This is a genomic window from Paenibacillus sp. MER 99-2 (genome assembly GCF_023714095.1).
Lineage (GTDB): Bacteria > Bacillota > Bacilli > Paenibacillales > Paenibacillaceae > Paenibacillus.
The window spans coordinates 373,915-395,270 of sequence record NZ_JAMAUZ010000003.1 but is presented as its reverse complement, the minus strand read 5'-3'; the positions used below and the strand labels follow the sequence as shown (position 1 = coordinate 395,270).

The window sequence follows — 21,356 nt, the reverse complement described above, 5'->3', positions numbered from 1 at the left end:
AGTTGGTCGTAAAACGGGAGCGTGGCAAACTTATTTTTGTAAAACAGCTACGGGAGATTTCCTTTCTGCCCACAAGACACGTTGTAGTACGATGCCTACGATACCAATCGTAAATGTGGCAATACCAATGTATTGGAAAGCCGGACTCGCCCCGGCTGACCGAATCAAAACCCCTCCCACAAGTGGAGCAACAACCAACACTATACTGGATAAAGAATTTTGGATACCGAACACTCGGCCTGTGAAGGCAGGAGGGGTTTCCTTTTGCAACAGATAATTCAGTGTAACCATAAAGAGTCCATTGCCTACCCCAATGCATAGTCCCCATACGATAACCCAGAATAGAGCAGTCTCTGAACCGATCCAGCCCAAGGCAGCAATGCCGGCACCGATGAGCAGATAACCTCCTCCAAGTCCCCATCCATAACCGATACGTGGCAACCGATTTAAGAGCAGAATGATAGCTACCGCACCCGCACCTGCGGATGAACCAAGCCAACCAACCATAGCTTCATGACCTGGTTTGATCTCCCGAAACAGGGTGGTGAACTGATAATCGATCATCAAGATCGCCATCAGACCCATACAGCCAAACACCAATGTACTCATAACTTTGCGGCTGTCTCGAATAAATCTCCAACCCTCCTGCCATTGTGCACGAAACGACTCGGGCTGAGTTTCATTTCGAAGTACATGCTGAGCTTTAGTTTCCGTTGTCTCCGCGTTACCATGAAGAGCATCTGATGTCTTAGTCTTCTCGGACAATTGTCGTAACGGCCATAAAATTGCACCGGATATCAGACGGGTGACGGCATTAATGACAATACAAACTTGGGGTGAAAATAACGTAAGTATCATGGCGCCAAGCAGCGGTCCTGCAACTTTGGAGCACTGTGCGACGAATCCGTTCATGGAAGATGCCTGAAAAAGATGCTCCTCCGCCACTACCTGGCGCGTCAATGCCTGTTGGGCTGGGACATGCAGTACACCCATGGCAGCTCGAAGCGCCAGAAGCGGGAGTAGCCATAACGCACTTGGGGCAAATAAAATGGCAATGGTCAGCACCACAGTGATCGCATCGCATAGTAACATGATCCTCACCTTCTGTAGACGATCGGCTAATGTACCTGCGAGCGATCCAAGTAATATCCCCGGAACCGCCATGCAGACCGGAATAAGGGCGATGATGAGCGGATCGACTCCCCAGCGATAGGCAACCATCACCTGAATGGCCAGTGTATCGAACCAGTCTCCAAATGTCGCCAGTGCGTAAGCGATAAACATCCGCATAAAGGTAGCATTTGATTTTAATGTCGTGGGTGGTGTCTTAGGTACAGTGGAACCATCTAAAGATTCATTTGATGGATTAGAAATAGTTGTCATGGTAGTAGCTCCCCTCTGATTACAACCGTGCACTCGTAATGAATAGAACACGTGGTATTTGGTTGTAATCATAGTGGAGTTATGTCAGAGGAAGATCAGAGGAATTGTGATTAGGAGACTAATGGGACAGAAACTGTTGAACTTGATCTACAATAAGCGAGCCATAGCGCGGTACCCCGTACATTTTGGCGATGTCCTCATAGAGCTGACTATATTTCTTAAATAAACGTCCTTCGATCCGATGATGCGCCATAAACAGCAGTACCTGTTTGGATGAATTCAGGCATAGTGGTGCATTCAAGGTCATTTTGAGTACGTCCAAGCCATCATCCAATCTGGATTCTGCCTCCCGATCTCGTCCTTGTCTCAGCAGCCACAATCCTTCCATAACCTGAAATCGTCCAATCTCACGTAGGTAAGGAGCATCCTTTAATCCGGAACGAAGAATAGCAATCTGAGCCTCAACCGATTCAGCGCCCCCACCCCACAACTCTACATATAACTCAGCAAGCCCTACAGGGAGTTTGAAGTTGACCATCTCATCCGTCTCAATGATGCTATACGTTTCTTGCAATTGCTTCTTGGCTCGGGCATACTGCCCCACCTCTGCATAGACTTCAATGATATTAAGAATACGAAGTTCCTTATGCTGTTCCGGCGATAAAGCAGATGATTGTAGGGCCTTTTCATATAATTGTAGCGCTTCGGCAGGCTCAACAAGTCCATGTATATAGATCAACAGCCAGTATAGACGTTCCTCAAATGTGATCTCTTCCGTTGTTATTAGCCATTCCAGATCACCCTGGATAAAATGAATATAGATGCGGTAATACGCATCCATCTGGATACCTAATGCCTCCTGCTGGTTCATCAAGGTAAGCAATGACTTCCCTTGCCCAAATAAGTGATATTTGCGAAATAATCCTTGTATGGCTTCCCGCATATCCTGATCGTACCTAGAAGGATTATCAGGTAAGGCAGATCGATTCTCTTGAAGGGTTAGTCGATAACCATATCCACGTACGGTATCCAGCCTAACCTCATCCCAAGGCTTTAGTTTCTTCCGAAGACGATAGACATGATCATCCACAGTCCGCTCGACGGGATATTCTAACGGCCACACACGATCCAGGAGCTGACTGCGAGTGAATGCTTTCCCCCTGTTTTCATAGAGAAAATGCAGCAACGCAAACTCCTTCGCGAGCAAAAACACCGAGTCGGTGCGCCGGGAAACCGTATATGTACTTTCCTCAAACTGCAATGACATGCATCTTCCTCCTGCCCTGTAATTCCTATGAGATCAAGATCATATAAACTCCATCATCTTAACACACAAAAACCTTTTGCGTTCTCGCAAAAGGTTTTTGTGTGGCTATCCTAATACTACGCGGTCATCTGCCATTTTCTTACCGCTAATGCGCTCGAACTCGCCAAGCAGCTCAGAGACAGTCAATGTGCGCTTGCGTTCTTCGCTAACATCCAGAATAATGCGGCCTTTGTCCATCATGATCAGACGGTTTCCCAGACGAATTGCCTGCTCCATGTTATGCGTCACCATTAGCGTAGTCAATCTCATCTCACGAACCAGCGTCTCGGTTAGTTCCGTAATCAGTTCTGCACGGGAAGGATCAAGCGCTGCCGTATGCTCATCCAGTAGCAGAATCTGCGGCTGCGTAAATGTTGCCATGAGCAGGCTAAGTGCTTGACGCTCCCCGCCAGACAACAGGCCTACCTTGGCGTTCGGCCGTTTCTCCAGTCCAATACCCAGCTTCTCTAGCTGAGCATTGAAAATCTCCCGTCTTGCACGGGTAACACCAAAGCCAAGACCACGTCCCTTGCCACGTTTATAAGCCATCGCCATATTTTCTTCAATGGACATATGTGGTGCGGTACCTGCCATGGGGTCCTGGAACACCCTGCCGATCCAACTGCTGCGCTTATGCTCTGGCAGGTTTTTGATCGAACGGTCATGGATCAGCACATCGCCCATATCCGGTTTCATTACACCTGATATGATGTTCATCAGCGTGGACTTCCCTGCTCCGTTACTGCCAATGACGGTGACAAAGTCTCCCGGATTCATCGTTAGATTCACACCAACCAGCGCCGTCTTCTCATCCGTTGTACCTGGGTTGAACAGCTTGGTAACTTGTGTAATATCCAGCATGATCACATGCCCCCCTTCGTCGCCCTTTGACCTGTCGATTGCATTAGCTCTTGCATTCTTCTGCGAGCCAGCTTCTTTTGTTTCATGGAGCGGCGCATGGAAGGGAATACGAGAGCGATAATAACAATAACAGCAGTAATCAATTTCATGTCAGACGTATCGAACCAAGGCACTTCAAGTGCGATTGCCACAACAATCCGATATATGATCGAACCGACCACAGCCGCTAGTGTCGCCCAAAATACAGTTCGCGCGCCCAGGATCGCTTCTCCGATAATAACAGAAGCAAGTCCAATCACGATCATACCGATCCCCATCGTAATATCTGCAAAACCAGCTTGCTGCGCAATAAATGCTCCAGACAAGGCAACCAATCCATTGGACAGGCTGACACCGACAATCGTTGTTACATCGGTATTGGCTCCAAAGCTTCGGATCATACGTTTGTTATCCCCTGTTGCACGAAGGGCAAGTCCGATATCTGTTTTCATGAACAGATCCAGCATGATTTTGAATAGCAGTACAACGATGATAATGATGACCATGACATGCTCACCCGAGAACGGACTGTCCATCCCCATAATGGACTTATTCGGTGCTCCGCCTAGAATACGCAGGTTGATGGAGTACAGAGCAATCATCATCAGGATACCGGATAACAAGCCATTAATTTTACCCTTCGTATGAAGCAATCCCGTACATATACCAGCCAACATCCCGCCACCCATTGCCGCAAGACAGGCGAGCCAAGGAGAAAAATCGTTCGAGATCATCACCGCCGCAATAGCTCCTCCTGTTGTGAAACTTCCATCAACGGTGAGATCGGGGAAGTCGAGGATTCGGAACGTAATATATACGCCGAGTGCCATTAATGCATATAACAGACCAAGCTCTATCGCTCCTTCAATTGAACTCCAGCTTATACTCACGTTGCTTCCTCCCTATTTATTGAAAAGAATGAGGCGAACCGACCTGCATGTTCGCCTCGTTCCACTCACCCGGTTGTACCCCGGTTCAATTATTGAATAATGTTATTGTCCTGATCCTTCACTTCTGCCTTCATCTCATCGGTAACTGTGACACCTTGAGCTTCAGCTGCTTTCAGGTTCAGAATCAGATCCAGCTTATCTGGAACGGTTACTTTCATATCTCCTGGGTTGGTGCCGTTTTTGAGAATATCCGCAGCCATTTCTCCCACTTGATATCCGTGATCATAATATTTGAAACCAACGGTTGCAAAAGCACCCTTTTCAACCGTATCCCGGTCACTAGAGAAGAACGGAATTTTGTTTTTGTTAGCCGTCTGAATAATCGTATCTACCGCACTAACAACAGAGTTATCGAGTGTGATATAGAAAGCATCGACTTTACCCACCAGGGAATCGGTCGCTTGTTTAACTTCAGATGTGTTTGTCACAGGGGCTTTAACCAGCGTAATGCCATGCTTCGCAAGAGCCTCTTCCGCATTTTTCGCCATGACCACTGCATTCGGCTCACCTTCATTAATGACGAGACCTACCGTTTTGATATCCGTTAGATGTTTAGCAATAAAATCAGCCAGCTGCACAATGGCTGCTGGGTTGGTGTCGGATGCACCCGTTATATTGCCACCCGGCTTGTCCATGTCACTCACTAGTTTAGCACCCAGCGGATCGGTTACCGCTGCGAAGAGTAACGACTTCTCCTTCACTTGCTGAGCCAAGGCTAATGCAGATGGTGTAGCGATCCCAAGTACGAGATCATTTTTGGAATCTCCTGAGATTTTCTGAGCGATGGATAGATTGTTCGTTGAGTCGCCTTGTGCATTATTGTAGTCAATGCTGAGGTTCTTGTTCTCTTCAATTCCTGCATCCTTTAGAGCTGCAATGAATCCTTCACGTGTAGCGTCAAGTGATGGATGTTCTACGATTTGTGAGATGGCGATGCGATATGATTTCTCTGCGCTTCCTTCGCCTGCACTGCCGCCAGTGCCCTCAGATTCAGTAGCTGTACCGCCATTATTGCCGCAACCAGCAGCTACGATCATCGATGCAACCATCATTAGAGACAACCAAAATTTCTTTTTCATGTGAGAACCCCTCTCCATCGAATAAAATGTTGTTGCCCTCATCACTCTGTTGACACGATAGGGCGGGACATAGCGAACGCATCAACGCATTGTTGCTTTTATCGACAAAAGCAGACAAATGCAGACGATCCTCCATGTACTGATGACCATGACCGATGTTTGTTTTATTGTGTGTTCAAAAAGCATCCACTTATTTCGGCTGAATTCCATATTCGATGCTGATCATGCCACTCGCGCATACTTTGTAATCAAAAGCGGATTTTTGAACAACCTCTTATATTGTTTCCCTAATATTAAGGGGCGTCCTCCTTCCCGTCAATGGTTGAACCGCTTCCAATTTGGATTAATTGAATATTGGTGATAGAAAACATTACACAAACCAAAAAGACAACCCATATAAGTTACATGGGCTGTCTAGGAAGTGACTGGAAACTTTCTGAAGAAAGCAGACTTTGATGAATGTCTGCTTCAAGCAAGGACTTTCTTGCGAGCGCCTGGGTACATCAAGGGAAAGTGACCCAGTAGGGGTGAGAAGGCGACAGATGGACAGATGATAGAGGTGGGCCATGCACTATGAGCGTGAATGTGAAGTCCCGACTTTCAATCATGCTCCATCTCTAACGAACTCAATCGGCCTTATTCTCGGTAAAATTACATTCAGGAAATTCTAACGAATCGTTGACACGCTAATCTGCCTTTTGGGCGTGAATTAGTTCTGTTCTTCCTGTATTTCTTTCAGTTCAGCAGAGGTTAGTCCTGTGGCTTTCATAATGGTATCTTGGTCAAGACCCATGGATAGCATATTTTGTGCGATCCTGCGTTTACTCTCTGCTTCTCCTTCTTTCAAGCCTTCTTTAATCCCTTCCTTAATGCCCTCTTCCATGCCTTTCTTCAACCCTTCTTCACGTGCACCCTCAATCATCGATGCCTCATCGCGCAAAAACTTTTGCCGTGCCTCGTATTGTTGACGCGCCTGTTCATCCTGACTTAGGAACTCCAACACACTCATAGCCTTCTTCAATGCAGGTTCCAATTCATGCATCATTAACGCCTCCCAGCTATACATATTCAACTAATGAATTGTTTACACTTGCCACTCCGATGACAGAATAACCTTCCGATCGCTGTTATCCCCAGATTTTTTTTGGATTCCCTTCTACAAAGGGAAAATCCGGGGATAAAGGCGAACGCTTCGCTTCTTCACGTTATTTCTGTCCTCTCCGTTCTCGTTTAAAAATTTTAGTTGAATTAATATAGTTTGGGTTATGGTTATTCTTTTAACAAATAATAAGTATAGATGTAGTGTTCATTTCATTATAACACGTAAACAAGTCTTTAAATAGCGTAATTACGTATATTTAAAACAAAAAAAGACTGTTTCGACAGATCGAAACAATCGGATATGTTAATCTATTTATTTAACTCCATATCATTAATTCCCAGATGCTTCACGAATCTGATACGTGCATTTCTTGCCACCATCGGCATAACATTCTGTTCGCTCCACATCAGCCTTCAGCAATGAACGGAACAGCTCTAATTCGCAGCGACAAGCCTGCTTATAGACACTTGCCACCTGTACAATTGGACAGTTCAGCTCTGTAATGACATAGGTACCGTCATCCTCTTGCGATGCATCTGCCATATATCCGTTGTTATTTTGAATACGCGCCAGTTCCTCCACACGTCCAGCCAGATCCTGACCCTCCATCTGAGGCAAACCATTACGCAATAGTTTATCCCGGCGGCTCTCAAACAATGTATCTATGACATCACTTCCAGCAGATTCCGATAGTTCCTCTAATAACTCAAGTGTAAGCGAAGGATAAGACTTCGGGAAAAAATTATCTCCCCGCACCGTCAGATGATACACCGATGACGGGCGTCCTGCTGTAGCACGGGCTTCATGAACCTCAATCAGCCCTTCTTGCTCCAGTGACGTAAGGTGACGGCGAATAGCCATACCTGTCAGCCCCAGTTCAGCCGTCATCTCCCTCGCGGTCAACGTGCCTTGTCGCTTCAGCATGAACAAGATCCGTTCACGTGTCGTCATTTCATCTTCACGTTTCACGTGCAGCACCTGCTCTCCCTGCTTATGCGTGTACTGGTGCTGCCTCCCGGCAAGCATCCGAGCAAAAGCGGTTATGCGTCTCTTCGCAATCCTCACAGCTCACATGCTGTAGGTTGCAGGTTGGACAATTAATATATCGGTCATGCGTTGTTCCGCAGTGATAGCAGCTAGCAATCACAATATCTTCGTCTGTACGATTGATTGGTACGGAAATACGCTCATCAAATACATAACATTTACCGTCGAACAAACGACCTTGTACTTCTGGATCTTTACCATACGTTACAATGCCGCCTTCAAGTTGAGCTACATCCTGGAATCCTTCATTAATCATGAATCCAGTCAGCTTCTCGCAACGAATACCGCCCGTGCAGTAGGTAATGATCTTTTTGTCCTTCATGTCGCCCAGATTCTCTCGAATCCACTCTGGAAACTCACGGAACGACTCAACGTCCGGACGGATCGCTCCGCGGAAATGACCAATTTCGTATTCATAGTCATTACGACCATCGATCACGATGACATCATCACGTTGCAAGTGCTCATGGAACTCCTTCGGTGAGAGGCGTTTGCCGCTAACCACATTGGGGTCAAGCTCTTCATCCACACGGAAGGTGACCAGCTCTGCTTTGTGACGAACAAATATTTTTTTGAACGCATGCTCTTCGACATCATCAATCTTAAACACCATATCGCTGAACAACGGATTCGCATGCATGTCCTTCATGTATTGCTCCGTCTGTTCCGGTGTTCCCGACACAGTGCCGTTGATGCCTTCAGCAGCAATGAGAATACGACCTTTTACACCTAGATCCTTACAATATTGCAAATGCTCTTGCGTAAATGCTTCAGGGTCTTCAATCTTCACGAACTTATAATATAAAAGCACGCGGTACGCGCTGTTACACATGTATATCACCTGTTCCTATTTCATGTTATTTAAAAAGAAAAAGAAACAGCCGCTCGAAACAAATGTCTCGAACTGCTGCACAACATTCGACTTTAATTCCTGCATTCTAGTTTATCGGAAGCGCAAGGACTTAGTCAATATAAATGTATAGAAAGGCAAGCAAGTTATGGAATTACGCTAGATTCTTCCCTTCCATTGATCGATTCAACTCACTCCGAGATCGTAATGATAGAGGTCTCAAAGTGATACCCTGCACTGTCCAGCACAGACTGTGACAACAATATTTTACTGCCTTCCGGGCTCCAAGCAAGCGGATCTGACACGTTATCCATGTCCGCAGAGATCTGGAATTGTTCGGCCGACTCGGTGTTAGATACAAACAGCCCTTTTTCGTTATCGCTCTCGGAATTGATTGTATAGGCAATTTTGGAATCATCCTGCGACCAGCTTGTGCCAAAAATTTGTGTGCCGCGCGCAAGCGTAGCTTTCTCATTGCCTTCCAGATCAGTAAGCACTAGCGCACGCTTCGTATCGGCTGTTTTTTTCACAATGGCTAGTCTCGCACCGTCGCTCGAAGGAATGACCCACTCCACACTTTTCAGTACCTGCTTCACTTCGCCGGTCTTTGTGTCGTAAGCGTTCAGTTGGCCGTCCTCACCGGTAATGTAATACACTGTGCTGCCAGAAACCTCTACACTACGAATGTTGAAACTACCTACCTCGACTAAAACTTTGGTGTTCCCTTCGACATCCGCCGAGACCAAATTGCCATCCATATTCGGATACACAACATGTGTATTATCCAGCCACGCACCCTCACCTACAAATCCCATATCTTTACCCGTCTGTACAGACTCGCCGTTATTCATATTCAGAATGAAGCCTTTGCCTACACTCTCCTCAGGCTCACGATAGAAAACATATTGTCCATCCGGTGAGGCCATTGGCGCCGCAAGACTTACATCACTCTCTTTTAGCAACGTATCCGTTCCTTTCGCAATGTCATGCACATATATATTGTTTGGGTAACGTTCTTCTCCCTCAACCGTAACTGGCTTAAGTTCTTTATTCGGCTTATCTAGCAAAATCGAGTCAGATGTTAACCAGCCCACACCGCGAATATTTGCGATTTTATCGATTTTTTCAAGTTTAAAGCTCTGGTATACGGATGGGTTCGTATTATCTTTAACAACGATATCTGTCCCTCCTGTGCCACTCCCCATGCTACCGTTCGTTCCTGTATTTCCTCCGCATGCCACTATGGACAAGAGTGTTATCGCCCCAACCGCACCTAAAGCCATCTGTTTCCAATTCATCATGTTCCCCCCTGAATGCTGTCTATAGATCAATCATACCGATGGGTTACATCCAAAGTTATTCAGAATTGTTTCCAACTTGTAAACTTGGATTCGCAAGTGGAAAAGTCAATTCAAACGTTGTTCCTTCTTCTTCGTCCTTACGCAGCGGTACTAGCTGAATGGTTCCGCCCTGTTTTTCTACAAATTGCTTCACAAGTGACAGCCCTAGGCCTGTCCCGCCGGTCTTTCTAGCTCGATCTTTGTTAACGGTGTAAAAAGGTTCAAATATCTTCTCCCGTGACTCTTCCGGAATCGGTACACCCGAGTTGAAGATACGAATAACCGCCTGCTGTTCTTGTACACGCGGTTCACTGTAGACACGAATCACACCTGCTGGCTCGTTATACTTAATGGCATTGTCCAACAGATTAATGAAGATGTGCATCAGATTCTCCCGGTCACTGTGAATGGTTGCCGGCTCTAGATGCATTTCCATCGCGAGCCCGAATTTCTCCGCTTTGCCGCGCATCCGTCCACAAGCGTCCTCCAGTAATGCCTGAACTTCGACATCCTCTGCCTGATTCTCGAAATCATACTTCTCCAGTGCCGAGATGTGCAGCACCTTCTCGACCATCTCGTACAACCGCTCTGTTTCTTTGCCAATGTTATTCGTCGCATCCTCCAATAACTGAGGATCGTCCTTGTACATGTTCAGTAATTCAACATAGGCCTTGATCGAAGTGAGCGGTGTCTTGAACTCATGACTAATGTTCCCGATATATTGTTTCTGCTGTTGTTCGAGCGCTTGAAGCTTCTCGATGGCCAGCTTCAGTTTCTGCTGCTCATCATGCATCGCTGTAATATTCTGACGAATGGAGGTGCTCATATAATAGATGCCCTGACCTAGCTCCCCCAGCTCATCCTTCCGTTTCACAGGTGATGCTTCAATATAGTTCCCTTCACGAATGGAATCCGCAGACTTCTTCAAGCGTGTGATCGCCACAGCAAATCGATTATAGAAAAGATAACCCAGGATAAAGCTTAACCCTACGACGGCAATTCCTGCCCACATAAATAAATTCAGAATTCGCGCGTAAAATTCATGATAACTCTGAATGGAATACTGCATCTGTACAGCGCCCATCTGCCCATCTGGCCCATCGAGTGGAGCAACATAGAGAAGCGTCTCCCCTTGCTCCCGGTATACGATCTTATTCTGAAGCACATAGTTCAACGTCTCCGTCATATCGGTACGTTCCCCTGTTGTGATGGATGAACCTACCTGTTGTCCCTCCATATCATATAGAGCGATAGGAAGCCCTGTAGAGTTAGCGAGTTCCTGGGCAAGCCTGCGACCGCTCTGCTGTAGAAATGCACCAGGCTCCAGATGGATCGACTCCGTATAGTAGGACTGTCGTACGTTCAGATTCACCAGACGGGTCTGCTGTGACAGAATGTCCTCGATCTGCGTTTGCTGATTGCGTTCGATACCGCGTAATACGAGATAGCTGAGCACAACGACCGTGAGAATCAGCAAGGCTGCAAGGAAAATACTGAATTTCAGTTTGATGCTCACTCTCATATCCGTCCACTCGCTTCGGGAGCGGATGCCTTATATCCGATCCCGTAGACGGTCTGTAGCTTCTCCTGATCCGTATCACCAATTTTTTTGCGAAGACGCTGAATATGGATATCCACCGTACGGGTACCTCCTGCATACTCCATGCCCCATACTCGATCCAGTAGATCATCACGCGTGTATACGCGTTCCGGATTGGACATCAGAATGGTTAGCAGGTCGAATTCCTTCGGTGTAAGCTCCAGCTTCTCATCATTTACGGTGACGGTGCGATGAGCAACATGAATGCGTAATGCTCCATTAATAATCGCTTGGCTCTTCTGATCTTCTGGCGGTGGACTGCTCTTCTCCACACGGCGCATCAGTGCTTTCACTCTGGCGAGCAGTTCACGAATCTCGAATGGCTTCGTCATATAATCATCGGCGCCCATTTCCAGACCCACGATTTTGTCTACGATATCATTTTTTACCGTTAATAAAATAATGCCAATATCCTCCCGATCCTCAAGTCTTCGGCATACACCATAACCATCGAGCTTTGGCATCATCACGTCCAGAATCATAACCTGCGGATGGAACAATGCCACCTTCTCCAGCGCTTCCTCCCCATCATTCGCCGTCTCCACTTCATAGCCTTCACGGCGCAAAGCATAGGCGATGGCACTGACAATACTTGTTTCGTCATCGACAACCAGCACTTTTTTATTCATCGGATTCATCCTCTTCCGTTATGTCATCAGTTACTTCTGTGTTCATTGAACAAAAGAACATTTACACTTGCCACTACGATGATGGAACAACCTTCCGATCACTGTTATCCCCAGATTTTTTTGATTCCCTTGTTCAAAGGTGAAATCCGGGGATAGTATATGCTTCCGATGCAGCTTTCTTACAGAAAGCTTTCAGCCGAACGCTCCGCTTCTTCAGGTTATTTCCGTCCTCTTCGTTCTCGTGTAAATTTCTGTTGATTGATATCACATCAAAACTATTTATAGATATATGGTACCAAGGGTTTGGTAAATTGGCTACGAGCCTGACTCACACCTGCACACCTAAGTACCCACCTTCGATAAGTATCCATATTCCCAGCTTAAGCTTTGTTTCCCTTATTTTATACCCAAGGACGACAAAAAGAGCCACCCCTATATCCGGGCTGGCTATAATATATACAAGTATAGTACACATCTTCTATTCTTCGAATGACAGATTCATCGGTTCATCCATCATCTCATATTCGGTCTCCATGTGGGTAACTGGCGTATTACGATCCACTTCTTCGAAACGGAAGCTATCGACCCACACTTTGCCTTTCCCATATAAAATAGCCCCAAATGATATAACTGCGCTACCCTCTGGCACATCGAGTACAATATGGTATTGATTCCATGGTTGTGTGCCAGTGATTGGCCGATCATGCATATTATCAAACTGAAGAACATCCTGAACGTTATTGTCCACCCGCATCCATAAACTACAGAAATGCTCTACCTTTTCGTTCATGACGAATCCTGAAAACTTCATCCGTTTACCTACATACTTATCTGCCTTGAATTGTTGCATCATTGTAGCGAACTCGTTCATTTCCATTGGTGTGATGGATTTCAGATACCCTGAGCATTTACCCTGATGTACCACTGTAGGATCTATGCCCATTTCATAATTTTGCGGGTGACTCCCAGTTAATATCCATCCATGAACCGTTGATGTATCATTCATCATTAATTCTCCTCCTCTAGATTTAGCTTTAAATAGCTTCAGGTTAAACAATTTGCGAAATCGACCTGGTGGCAGTCCGTATACCTTTTTAAATGCTCGCGTGAACGCTTCCTGGCTTTCAAACCCACACCCAAGGGAAATGTCCAAGATCCCTATATTGGTAGATCTAAGTATGGTGGAAGTGTCACTCAAACGGCGGTTGCGAATATATTCTACAACGGTCATGCCTACCTCTTTCCGAAATACACGGTGATAGTGATAGGGCGATAACCCAGCTCCTGAAGCTACTTCTTCAAGCCCTATATCTTCGTACAGACGAGTCTCAATAAAATACAGACTTTGCTGAACCATTTCACTGTATGGATTCAAATTGAAGTGCAGCCCCTTTCCTTATCTGTACTATACGGAAAAGAGACGTACCGGTTTTGATCATTTTTGCTACATTTATTTTTTTGTAACAGCAAATCAAAACAAAAAAGCCGACCATAGGAACACTCCCTATAATCGGCTCTACTATTGAACTGGACGACATCAGTCATCCAATCTTGGCGAATATATATAATATTAGCCTCTACCTTAGACTGCTGGAACAGGCTGTGCTCCAACTGAATCATCCTCGTCGTGATCCACCAGTCCATGTTTCTCCCAAGCCCGACTCTTCCAGCGGAAGTACATAATGAAAGCTCGTGTCCACTCATCGGCTGCAATCGCTAGCCAGATTCCTGCCAGACCCATGTTCAGTTGGAAGACAAACAGGTATCCTAGTGGCAAGCTTAGGCAGACCATCGAGATCAGTCCCATGTACACTGGGAACTTCGCATCTCCTGCAGCACGAAGTGAGTTAATGATCACGATATTGGTCGTGCGCCCCGTTTCCAACACGATACTGAGCAGGATAACCTGCGCAGCAATACGAATCACTTCCGGGTTATCTGTGAACAAGCCCACAAGTGGCACACGGAACGCAATCACCACGAGATCGACGGCGATGGTCACGATCATGGCCGATTTTACACTTTTCCAAACACGTTGGTAAGCTGTCTCTTGCTGCTTGGCACCCACCAGTCGTCCCACCATAATCGCTGTACCCATACCAATCGCCATACTGAATAGATAGATATAAGACGAGATATTATGCGCATATTGGCGAGAAGCCAGTGCTTCTGCTCCCAGGAACGTGGCATAGAAGAAAAAGACAAGCTGACAGGAATGGTACATAATCTGCTCTACTGCAGATGGAATACCAATCTTCAGAATTTTTGACACATAGTTTTTCGTAAATTGCAGATAGAACTTAATCTCCACCCGCACTTCGGTCACACGATAGAGCAACCAGAAGAAGATCAACAGACAGACAAAACGGCTCACAATCGTTGAGATCGCTGCACCCTCTACCCCAAGTGCTGGCATGCCGAAGTGACCAAAGATCAGAATGTAGTTCAAACCAACGTGAAGCACATTCATAAATACAGAGACATACATCGTCTCTTTCGTAAATCCATACGTACGAATAATTGCAGCCAAGGAGTTAATCAACGCCTGAAGGAAGATGGCGCCTCCGACAATGTGCATATATGCTTTGGCATAGACTAGAATCTCACCCTGCACGTTCATTTTCTCCAGCAGAATTCCGCCAAACACAAGGAACGCCCCACTAAGCACGAGACCTACAATGAGGTTCAGCGTAATTGCCATACCTGTAATTTTGGCTGCTTCATACAGCTTCTTCGATCCGATATATTGAGCAACAACAATCGCAGCTCCGTTACCGACAACCTCCAAGAGTAAAATCGCTATCGTAATAATCTGGTTCGAAGCTCCGATTCCAGCTACTGCATTGTCTGACACGGAACTAATCATCAACGTATCGACCGTACCCATTAACATAAACAAAAATAATTCCAGAAAAATCGGCCAGGTTAATGCGAACAGATTAAGCGATTTGCCCTGTTGCTGTGTCCCTGTTTCCGTAACGGCTGCACTCATGATGTCACCTCTTTAATCTCCATAAAATAAATAATTGCACGAAAACTTCCGACATTGAATCTTGATGTTTCAACATGTAAACAAGGGGTATAGTAGCATAGACTTTCTGAAAAAGCATCCGCTTTTACGAAAATAATTTTATTTTTTTCAAAAATTTTGAAAATGAATGGAAAAAGATGCTCTTTCATGATATTTACATACAACAAAAAGCCTGAACCGGCTGGTTCAGGCTTAAAGATAGAGCTGTTTATTTAATGGAACCTTGTGTCACCCCGTTAATAATCCATTTTTGTGCGAATAGATAGATTATAATCATCGGCAACAATGCGAGCAGATAGGAGGCAAACGCCAGGTTGAAATCTGTATTGAACTGACCCTGGAACACATATTGCACCAGTGGCAGCGTATATTGCGACGGATCACTGATAATAACGAGTGGCAACAAGAAGTCGTTGTAGGTCGACAGACATGTCAGAATACCGACGGTGGCACTGATCGGTGCCATTAACGGGAAAATGATCCGCCAGAACGTGCCCCAAGTCGTCGCACCATCCACATATGCGGCCTCCTCCAGCGTTACGGGAATCGATCGGATATACCCAACGTACACAAATACGTTAAAGGCAAGCCCATAGACCGTATGCAACAAGGTAAGACCAAGTAGGTTAGTCATCTCAAGCGATGACGTCAGCTTAACAATAGGCAACATGATGATGGGAAACGGAATGAACATTGCACTGACGAAGTAATAATATAATCCTTTGAAAAATTTCCGTTTCTCCATATTACGTGATATCGCATAAGCGACCATCGAGTTGCTCAGAAGTGTGAGCACAACCGTTGATGCGGTCACCATGGCGCTGTTGCGGAACGATTGGAAGAAGTTCGTCATTTCAATCGCACTCGCAAAGTTCTCCCAATGGAGCGTCGTCGGAATGGCGAATACCGACTGTGCCATCTGCTCTGGATTTTTCAGAGCAATCGTAACGGTCATATACAATGGGAACAAAATAAACAGTGTGCCTAGCACAACAAGTAACATCACGAGCCAGTTCGTACCTAGACGGCTTCTCATTACAGATCCATCTCCCTTCTTTGCAGGAACCGGATTTGTAGAATGGAAATCACCGCAATAACGATGAAGTAAATAACCGAGTTCGCAGACTGATATGCATATTCGCCGCCTTCGAATCCTCCTGTGTAGATCAGATGGGAGATCGACTGCGTTGCCCGCCCAGGGCCGCCGTTGGTTAAAGCTACGATTTGGTCAAAGACCATGAGCGAGTTCTTCATCGCGAGCACCATATTAATTGTAAAGAATGGCGCAATAAGCGGGAAGGTGATGCTCCAGAACTCACGCCATTTGCCCGCACCGTCAATGTTCGAAGCCTCGTAGAGTGTCGGTGATATCGTTTGCAAACCTGCCAAATACAGTATGGTGTTGAGCGCCACCGACTGCCACACCGCCACAATGACAATCCCGATCCACGCTAAGCTTTCGCTACCCAGAATATTCGTTGATAATGCGTTGATGCCGAGGTTCTGTCCCCAGATCGGAAATACGTTGGAGAAGAGATAGTTAAATATGTAACCCACAATCAATACACTTAGAATATTGGGCAAGAAATAGATGCCGCGGAAAAAGTTACGGAACTTGATCTTGGCATTGAGCCCAAGTGCAATGAGCAGGCTAAGGATATTCGTTAAGATCGTGACTACGATCGCGAATTTGAAGGTAAACCAGTAGGCATTGCCCACATTATCATCTCGAAATAGATTGAAGTAGTTCTTGAATCCGACAAAATCATATTGTTTACCGAATCCATTGTAGTTCGTGAATGAATAATAGATCCCTTGGATCGCCGGCAGCGTCATAAATACGAAGAACAATACGACTGCCGGCACGGTCATCCAGTAATAAGGTGCCATGCGCTTGTTCATATGCCATCCTCCTTCGGACAAGGGTTAACGCCGGTTCGCTACCTTATCCCATTCTTTGTCGAGTGTATCTAAATAGTTGTCGATATTTTGATTTTGCAAAAAGGACTGCACGATGGAATTCAGCTGCACAGCCGCTGGAATATAGTGATCGGCGAAGTCGATGACCTTGCCCTGCTCAATATACGGCATTAACTCCTGCACCGCAGGATCATCCTGCTTGACATCCTCTACCGCAGAGAACAACGTCTGTTCATCAATGTATCTCCCAATATTGTCAGGCTCCAGCAAAAAGGCAATGAACTCCTCAGCCTGTTCTCGATTCGGGGTATCCGCTGCAATGGTAAACAATGAATCGATACCGTTCACAAGCTTGATCTGGCTTGCGTCATTACCGGTTGGAAACGGGAAGAAGCCAATCTCCACATCCGGATTCGCCTTACGAATCTCTGGAATAGCCCACGTGCCTTGGATATACATGAAGGCTTCGCCATTAGCAAACGCCCGGTTACCATCCGAATACGCTTTACCGAAGTTATCACTGTGACCATACTTCATCAGTTCAAGCTGTTTCTCAGCGACCTCACGATACTTCTCCTTGAAAGTGACTTGGTTATCCCGGCGTTGCTGGTAAAAGTCAATGCCTGCGAGATTCGAGCCTAGCGCATTAAAGGGCAAGCTTGTCTGCCAGTCATCCTTATAAGTGAAGTAAAAGGGAATTTTGCCTGCATCCTTAATTTGTTGGGCGGTAGCAATGAGCTCATCCCATGTCTTGGGCACGTCTAGCCCCATTTCGTCAAACAACGTTTTGTTGTACATGATGCCGTTTGCATTTGTTGCGTAAGGAATACCTGTCACTTCATCCATTCCCGTAACATCCTTTAGCATCTGTATGTAATTGGGGTCAATCGTCTTGAGTAGAGAGCTATCTGTCAGATCGGTAAAAATATCACTTTGAGCCAGTGTGGAATAGGTATCCGTCGCACCCATTGCCATAATATCGGGTATGTCATTCTTGACGACCCTGGTCTTCAGAACCGTCTCGGCATCTGGAGGGTTGACCTGAGTGACCTGAATATCAGCATGCGCTGCGTTGAAGGTTTGGATCAATTCGTCAAAAGTTGCTTTTGCCTCAGGCTTGTTCTGGAAAAACTCAATCTGCACTTTGCCATTCGCGCTATCTCTGCTTGTACAGGAAGATAGAAGTACAGCCATCATTCCACACAGCAATAACGCCCCGAGAGCCTTAGTAATCGATGTTCTCATGTTGTACCTCCTTTGCTTAATATGTAAATACATACCCATAGAGTACATAGAGGAACCATGTGTAATTCTTCCATATTCTCTATGTATATCTGCACTTACATCAATCGACAATAAACGCCCTTTCTTATTTCTAAAACGATTTCGACTAAAATGAATCAAACGATCTATTCTTCTTAAGGGATGGAAAACAACCAAAAAAGAGACATCGGAATTCATCCAATGTCTCTCATTTAGTAGCTTTACGGCCTATAACAGCCTGCTGTCATTCTATATATACGGATGTTCAATTTTTGGGCAAAGCATTGCGTAAACGTTTAGCGCGGTAGCTCTGAAATGCACGGATTAACATGCCAATAATAATCATCACTACACCGATGTTGATCGCAACATCTGCGAGATTCAAAATGCCGCGTCCAGAAGGGAACACTAGGAAATCCGTTACCCGGGCGTAAATGAATCGATCCAGCGCATTACCGAGGGCTCCACCTACCATGAAACCAGCGCCAGCCTGCATCCAGAAACCACGTATCTCCCCTTTTCGGCGGTAATATAGAATGCCTGCGATGAAGAGGACAGCAATCACGCCAAATAGTCGCGCATTTCCCTGAAACAGACTGCCAGCCATGCCTGTGTTCTCGTAATGTTGGAGCTGCATGCCTGAGTCGCCGAGTCTCATTACATCTCCAACTTCCATATACATCCTCACTGCGATCTTGGTTCCCTGATCCACCAAGGTCACCAGCAGTGCCACAAAATAAAACAGCATCGTGCCCTCTCCTCCTGTCTAACCGTGCAATTCTGAGCGATAACTACTTTAGAATTAATAATAGGATTATTAAAATGATTTCTAATAGTGCGTGTTCAAAAAGGTCGGTTTTCAGTACCAAGAAGATGGGATAAAGATAGAAATGGAGTAGCGGAGCGTAGGCAAAACTACGTGAGCAACGGACATTTCGGCTGAATTCCATATAGGGCGCTGAGATGCCTCATGGCATCCTTCGTAATCAAAAGCGGACTTTTTGAACAACCTCTAATATTAAAAATTTTGTCTATTATGTTCCCCTTACTTTACCACAGCGGGTACTTGGTCTCCAAATGACTCCCCTGATGCGCAACACAGTTCACCACCTCTGATATGCCCGTCTCGTCCATCTGCATCCAGCAGGTACCCGCCCAAGCCATGTCGAATGTAGACAACAATCATATTGAAGAGGAGCTGCCCGAATTTGAATCTATCACTGACAGAGAAGTTAAAGGGAATGCAACAGGAAGAAAAGCAGCTGATCTTCCACACATTTCATTCAGAAACAGCACTTCAGCTAGGCCTACATCTCGTTGCAGAAGCCAAACGCCGTTCACAAGCCGTAACCATCGACATCACATTGAAGGGACATCGTCTGTTCTTGCATGCGATGGATGGTACACATCCCGATAATGAAAACTGGATTAGACGTAAAAATAATGTGGTGAACCACTTCTCCTCTAGCTCTTGGCACACCGCCCTGCGACTAAGAAACGAGAATCAATCCCTTGAGCAAAATTATGACTTGCCTGACGCAGACTATGTACTGGCTGGAGGTGCCTTCCCCCTGATCCTTGAAAATGAGGGGCAAGTAGGCACCATCACCGTTTCAGGCTTGCCCGACGAGGAAGACCATGATCTGGTCACCGCTGGCATTCGCTCATTTTTGTTACAGCAAGGCTATATCAATTGAACTAAAGAATAGTTACACTTGGCGCTTCGATGACAGAATAACTTTCCGATCGCTTCGCTTCTCCATGTTATTTCTGTCCTCTCCGTTCTCGTGTAAATGTTTCGTTCAATTTATATAGATAAAATACAAAACAAAAACTCCCATCATCGTAAGAAGTAGAATTCGAAACATCTACCTCTATTTATGATGGGAGCATTTTATTTTTTTAAACACGCTTCGATGCTTATAAATACTTTGAGATCGTCAGGATGAAAGCTGAGACTCAGGCTAACGCATTAAGACGGGTTACGATCCTTCATGATGTGGTATAGATTGCCGAAACTACCGGACAATATACCTGCAATCGGAAATACCACCCAATTGATGTCCCAACGATGCATTACAAATCCTGTGAATAGAAAGATAGCTATCGCCAGCGGCCATATTACAGCCTCCACGGCCTTCACAGCACGCACTTCTTCCTTCTTCTCTGCTGTTAAATAGTGATCCTCCATCAATGTGGTGTAAGCCCCTTGAATATTACCATAATACACAAACAAAAATACGCCCACTCCCGCCATTACCATAAATGCAGTTACACCATAAGGAGCATAGTTATCGTTCAGATACGCCGCTGCGAATATAAGAGCCGGAGCCAGAATACACAAGCTGACACCCGTTATAAGTGCTACTCGGTAGGTCAGCGCGAAGTTTGCCTGGTTACGCTGAAGATTCTGCTTAAGTGAATATGGCAGTTGAAAACCTTCCTCCAAGTAACTGAACCGTTCAAGCTTCATACCACTATGAATGAACATGCCGACAGCAATGGCAACGAGCAGAAACATGCCAATCAGACCTATTACAGTGCCTGTATCGATGGAACTCTGCGCTGCTGACATACCATAATTCTCAGCTAATGTGCTCATGAAGATCAGAAAACCTACGCCGAATGCACAGAGCAAAACCCCAAGCCCTGTCCATAAGCCTGCACTTCTCTTCGCGTCAGTGTATGCATAGGCCTGTTCCTCAGTCAATACAGGTACTGATTCCTCCATCCGGGCTGGCTCTATTCCAAGTTCAGCGGTAAGCTCCTCAATATTCCCGAACTCGGAGATCACAATCCCGATCGCCTCATTCTCCGACTTGCCTTCTCGTTTCAATTCCAGATACTTATCTTCCATTCCGGTTAAGAGCTCCTGCTTCAGACGCTCTACCTCGGGGGTTCTCGGAAGATTTGCAAACATGTTCTCCAGATAGACCATAATTGTCTCCATGCTCAG

19 protein-coding genes are annotated in these 21,356 nt (G+C 45.8%); 1 reads left to right on the top strand and 18 read right to left on the bottom strand.

Annotated features, from left to right (window positions below; translation table 11 throughout):
* Nucleotides 1–30: 30 nt before the first annotated feature.
* The 17 genes from M3636_RS16795 to lspA form a co-directional block, all read right to left on the bottom strand.
* On the bottom strand, nt 31–1,383 hold the full coding sequence (locus M3636_RS16795) for an MFS transporter (RefSeq protein ID WP_128103976.1): 1,353 nt from the start codon (nt 1,381–1,383) through the stop codon (nt 31–33).
* A 118-nt stretch (nt 1,384–1,501) separates the two neighbouring features.
* Nucleotides 1,502–2,650 (bottom strand): winged helix-turn-helix domain-containing protein, encoded by a 1,149-nt coding sequence (locus M3636_RS16790; protein ID WP_251383276.1) that lies wholly within the window; start codon nt 2,648–2,650, stop codon nt 1,502–1,504.
* Nucleotides 2,651–2,755: 105 nt separating this feature from the next.
* Entirely contained in the window at nt 2,756–3,550 is a 795-nt protein-coding gene (locus tag M3636_RS16785; protein ID WP_056701790.1) for an ABC transporter ATP-binding protein, read from the bottom strand.
* A 2-nt stretch (nt 3,551–3,552) separates the two neighbouring features.
* Entirely contained in the window at nt 3,553–4,479 is a 927-nt protein-coding gene (locus tag M3636_RS16780; RefSeq protein ID WP_338541006.1) for an ABC transporter permease, read from the bottom strand.
* Nucleotides 4,480–4,568: 89 nt separating this feature from the next.
* A complete protein-coding gene (locus M3636_RS16775) occupies nt 4,569–5,618 on the bottom strand; it encodes an ABC transporter substrate-binding protein (RefSeq protein ID WP_251383275.1) in 1,050 nt (349 codons plus the stop codon).
* Nucleotides 5,619–6,327: 709 nt separating this feature from the next.
* Nucleotides 6,328–6,663 carry a hypothetical protein gene (locus tag M3636_RS16770; RefSeq protein ID WP_251383274.1) on the bottom strand — a complete coding sequence of 112 codons (336 nt, stop codon included), beginning with the start codon at nt 6,661–6,663 and terminating at the stop codon, nt 6,328–6,330.
* Nucleotides 6,664–7,050: 387 nt separating this feature from the next.
* Nucleotides 7,051–7,689: a helix-turn-helix transcriptional regulator gene (locus tag M3636_RS16765; protein ID WP_313957943.1), complete on the bottom strand. Its 639-nt coding sequence runs from the start codon at nt 7,687–7,689 to the stop codon at nt 7,051–7,053.
* A 22-nt stretch (nt 7,690–7,711) separates the two neighbouring features.
* Complete coding sequence (trhO, locus tag M3636_RS16760) at nt 7,712–8,599, bottom strand: oxygen-dependent tRNA uridine(34) hydroxylase TrhO (RefSeq protein ID WP_128103979.1); 888 nt, start codon at nt 8,597–8,599, stop codon at nt 7,712–7,714.
* 209 nt (nt 8,600–8,808) lie between these two features.
* Nucleotides 8,809–9,918, bottom strand: coding sequence for a TolB-like translocation protein (locus M3636_RS16755; protein ID WP_128103980.1), 1,110 nt, complete (start codon nt 9,916–9,918; stop codon nt 8,809–8,811).
* 55 nt (nt 9,919–9,973) lie between these two features.
* On the bottom strand, nt 9,974–11,479 hold the full coding sequence (locus M3636_RS16750; protein ID WP_251383272.1) for a sensor histidine kinase: 1,506 nt from the start codon (nt 11,477–11,479) through the stop codon (nt 9,974–9,976).
* Nucleotides 11,476–12,186, bottom strand: a complete 711-nt coding sequence (locus tag M3636_RS16745; protein WP_128103982.1) for a response regulator transcription factor — start codon at nt 12,184–12,186, stop codon at nt 11,476–11,478. Before M3636_RS16745 ends, M3636_RS16750 begins: the two co-directional genes overlap by 4 nt.
* Nucleotides 12,187–12,664: 478 nt before the next feature.
* On the bottom strand, nt 12,665–13,543 hold the full coding sequence (locus tag M3636_RS16740) for a helix-turn-helix transcriptional regulator (RefSeq protein WP_251383541.1): 879 nt from the start codon (nt 13,541–13,543) through the stop codon (nt 12,665–12,667).
* Between the two features lie 225 nt (nt 13,544–13,768).
* Entirely contained in the window at nt 13,769–15,178 is a 1,410-nt protein-coding gene (locus M3636_RS16735; RefSeq protein WP_251383271.1) for an MATE family efflux transporter, read from the bottom strand.
* A gap of 247 nt (nt 15,179–15,425) precedes the next feature.
* Nucleotides 15,426–16,253 carry a carbohydrate ABC transporter permease gene (locus tag M3636_RS16730; RefSeq protein ID WP_128103984.1) on the bottom strand — a complete coding sequence of 276 codons (828 nt, stop codon included), beginning with the start codon at nt 16,251–16,253 and terminating at the stop codon, nt 15,426–15,428.
* On the bottom strand, nt 16,253–17,119 hold the full coding sequence (locus M3636_RS16725; protein ID WP_128103985.1) for a carbohydrate ABC transporter permease: 867 nt from the start codon (nt 17,117–17,119) through the stop codon (nt 16,253–16,255). The genes M3636_RS16730 and M3636_RS16725 overlap by 1 nt, the downstream gene beginning before the upstream one ends.
* Before the next feature lie 24 nt (nt 17,120–17,143).
* Nucleotides 17,144–18,334, bottom strand: coding sequence for an ABC transporter substrate-binding protein (locus M3636_RS16720; protein ID WP_483311525.1), 1,191 nt, complete (start codon nt 18,332–18,334; stop codon nt 17,144–17,146).
* 331 nt (nt 18,335–18,665) lie between these two features.
* Complete coding sequence (gene lspA, locus M3636_RS16715; protein WP_128103987.1) at nt 18,666–19,148, bottom strand: signal peptidase II; 483 nt, start codon at nt 19,146–19,148, stop codon at nt 18,666–18,668.
* Nucleotides 19,149–19,608: 460 nt separating this feature from the next.
* Here lspA and M3636_RS16710 point away from each other — a divergent pair, with 460 nt between their 5' ends.
* On the top strand, nt 19,609–20,097 hold the full coding sequence (locus M3636_RS16710; protein ID WP_251383269.1) for a heme-degrading domain-containing protein: 489 nt from the start codon (nt 19,609–19,611) through the stop codon (nt 20,095–20,097).
* Between the two features lie 275 nt (nt 20,098–20,372).
* On the opposite strand, the gene M3636_RS16705 is transcribed toward M3636_RS16710, so the two are convergent.
* Nucleotides 20,373–21,350 carry a permease prefix domain 1-containing protein gene (locus M3636_RS16705; protein WP_128103989.1) on the bottom strand — a complete coding sequence of 326 codons (978 nt, stop codon included), beginning with the start codon at nt 21,348–21,350 and terminating at the stop codon, nt 20,373–20,375.
* Nucleotides 21,351–21,356 lie beyond the last annotated feature (6 nt).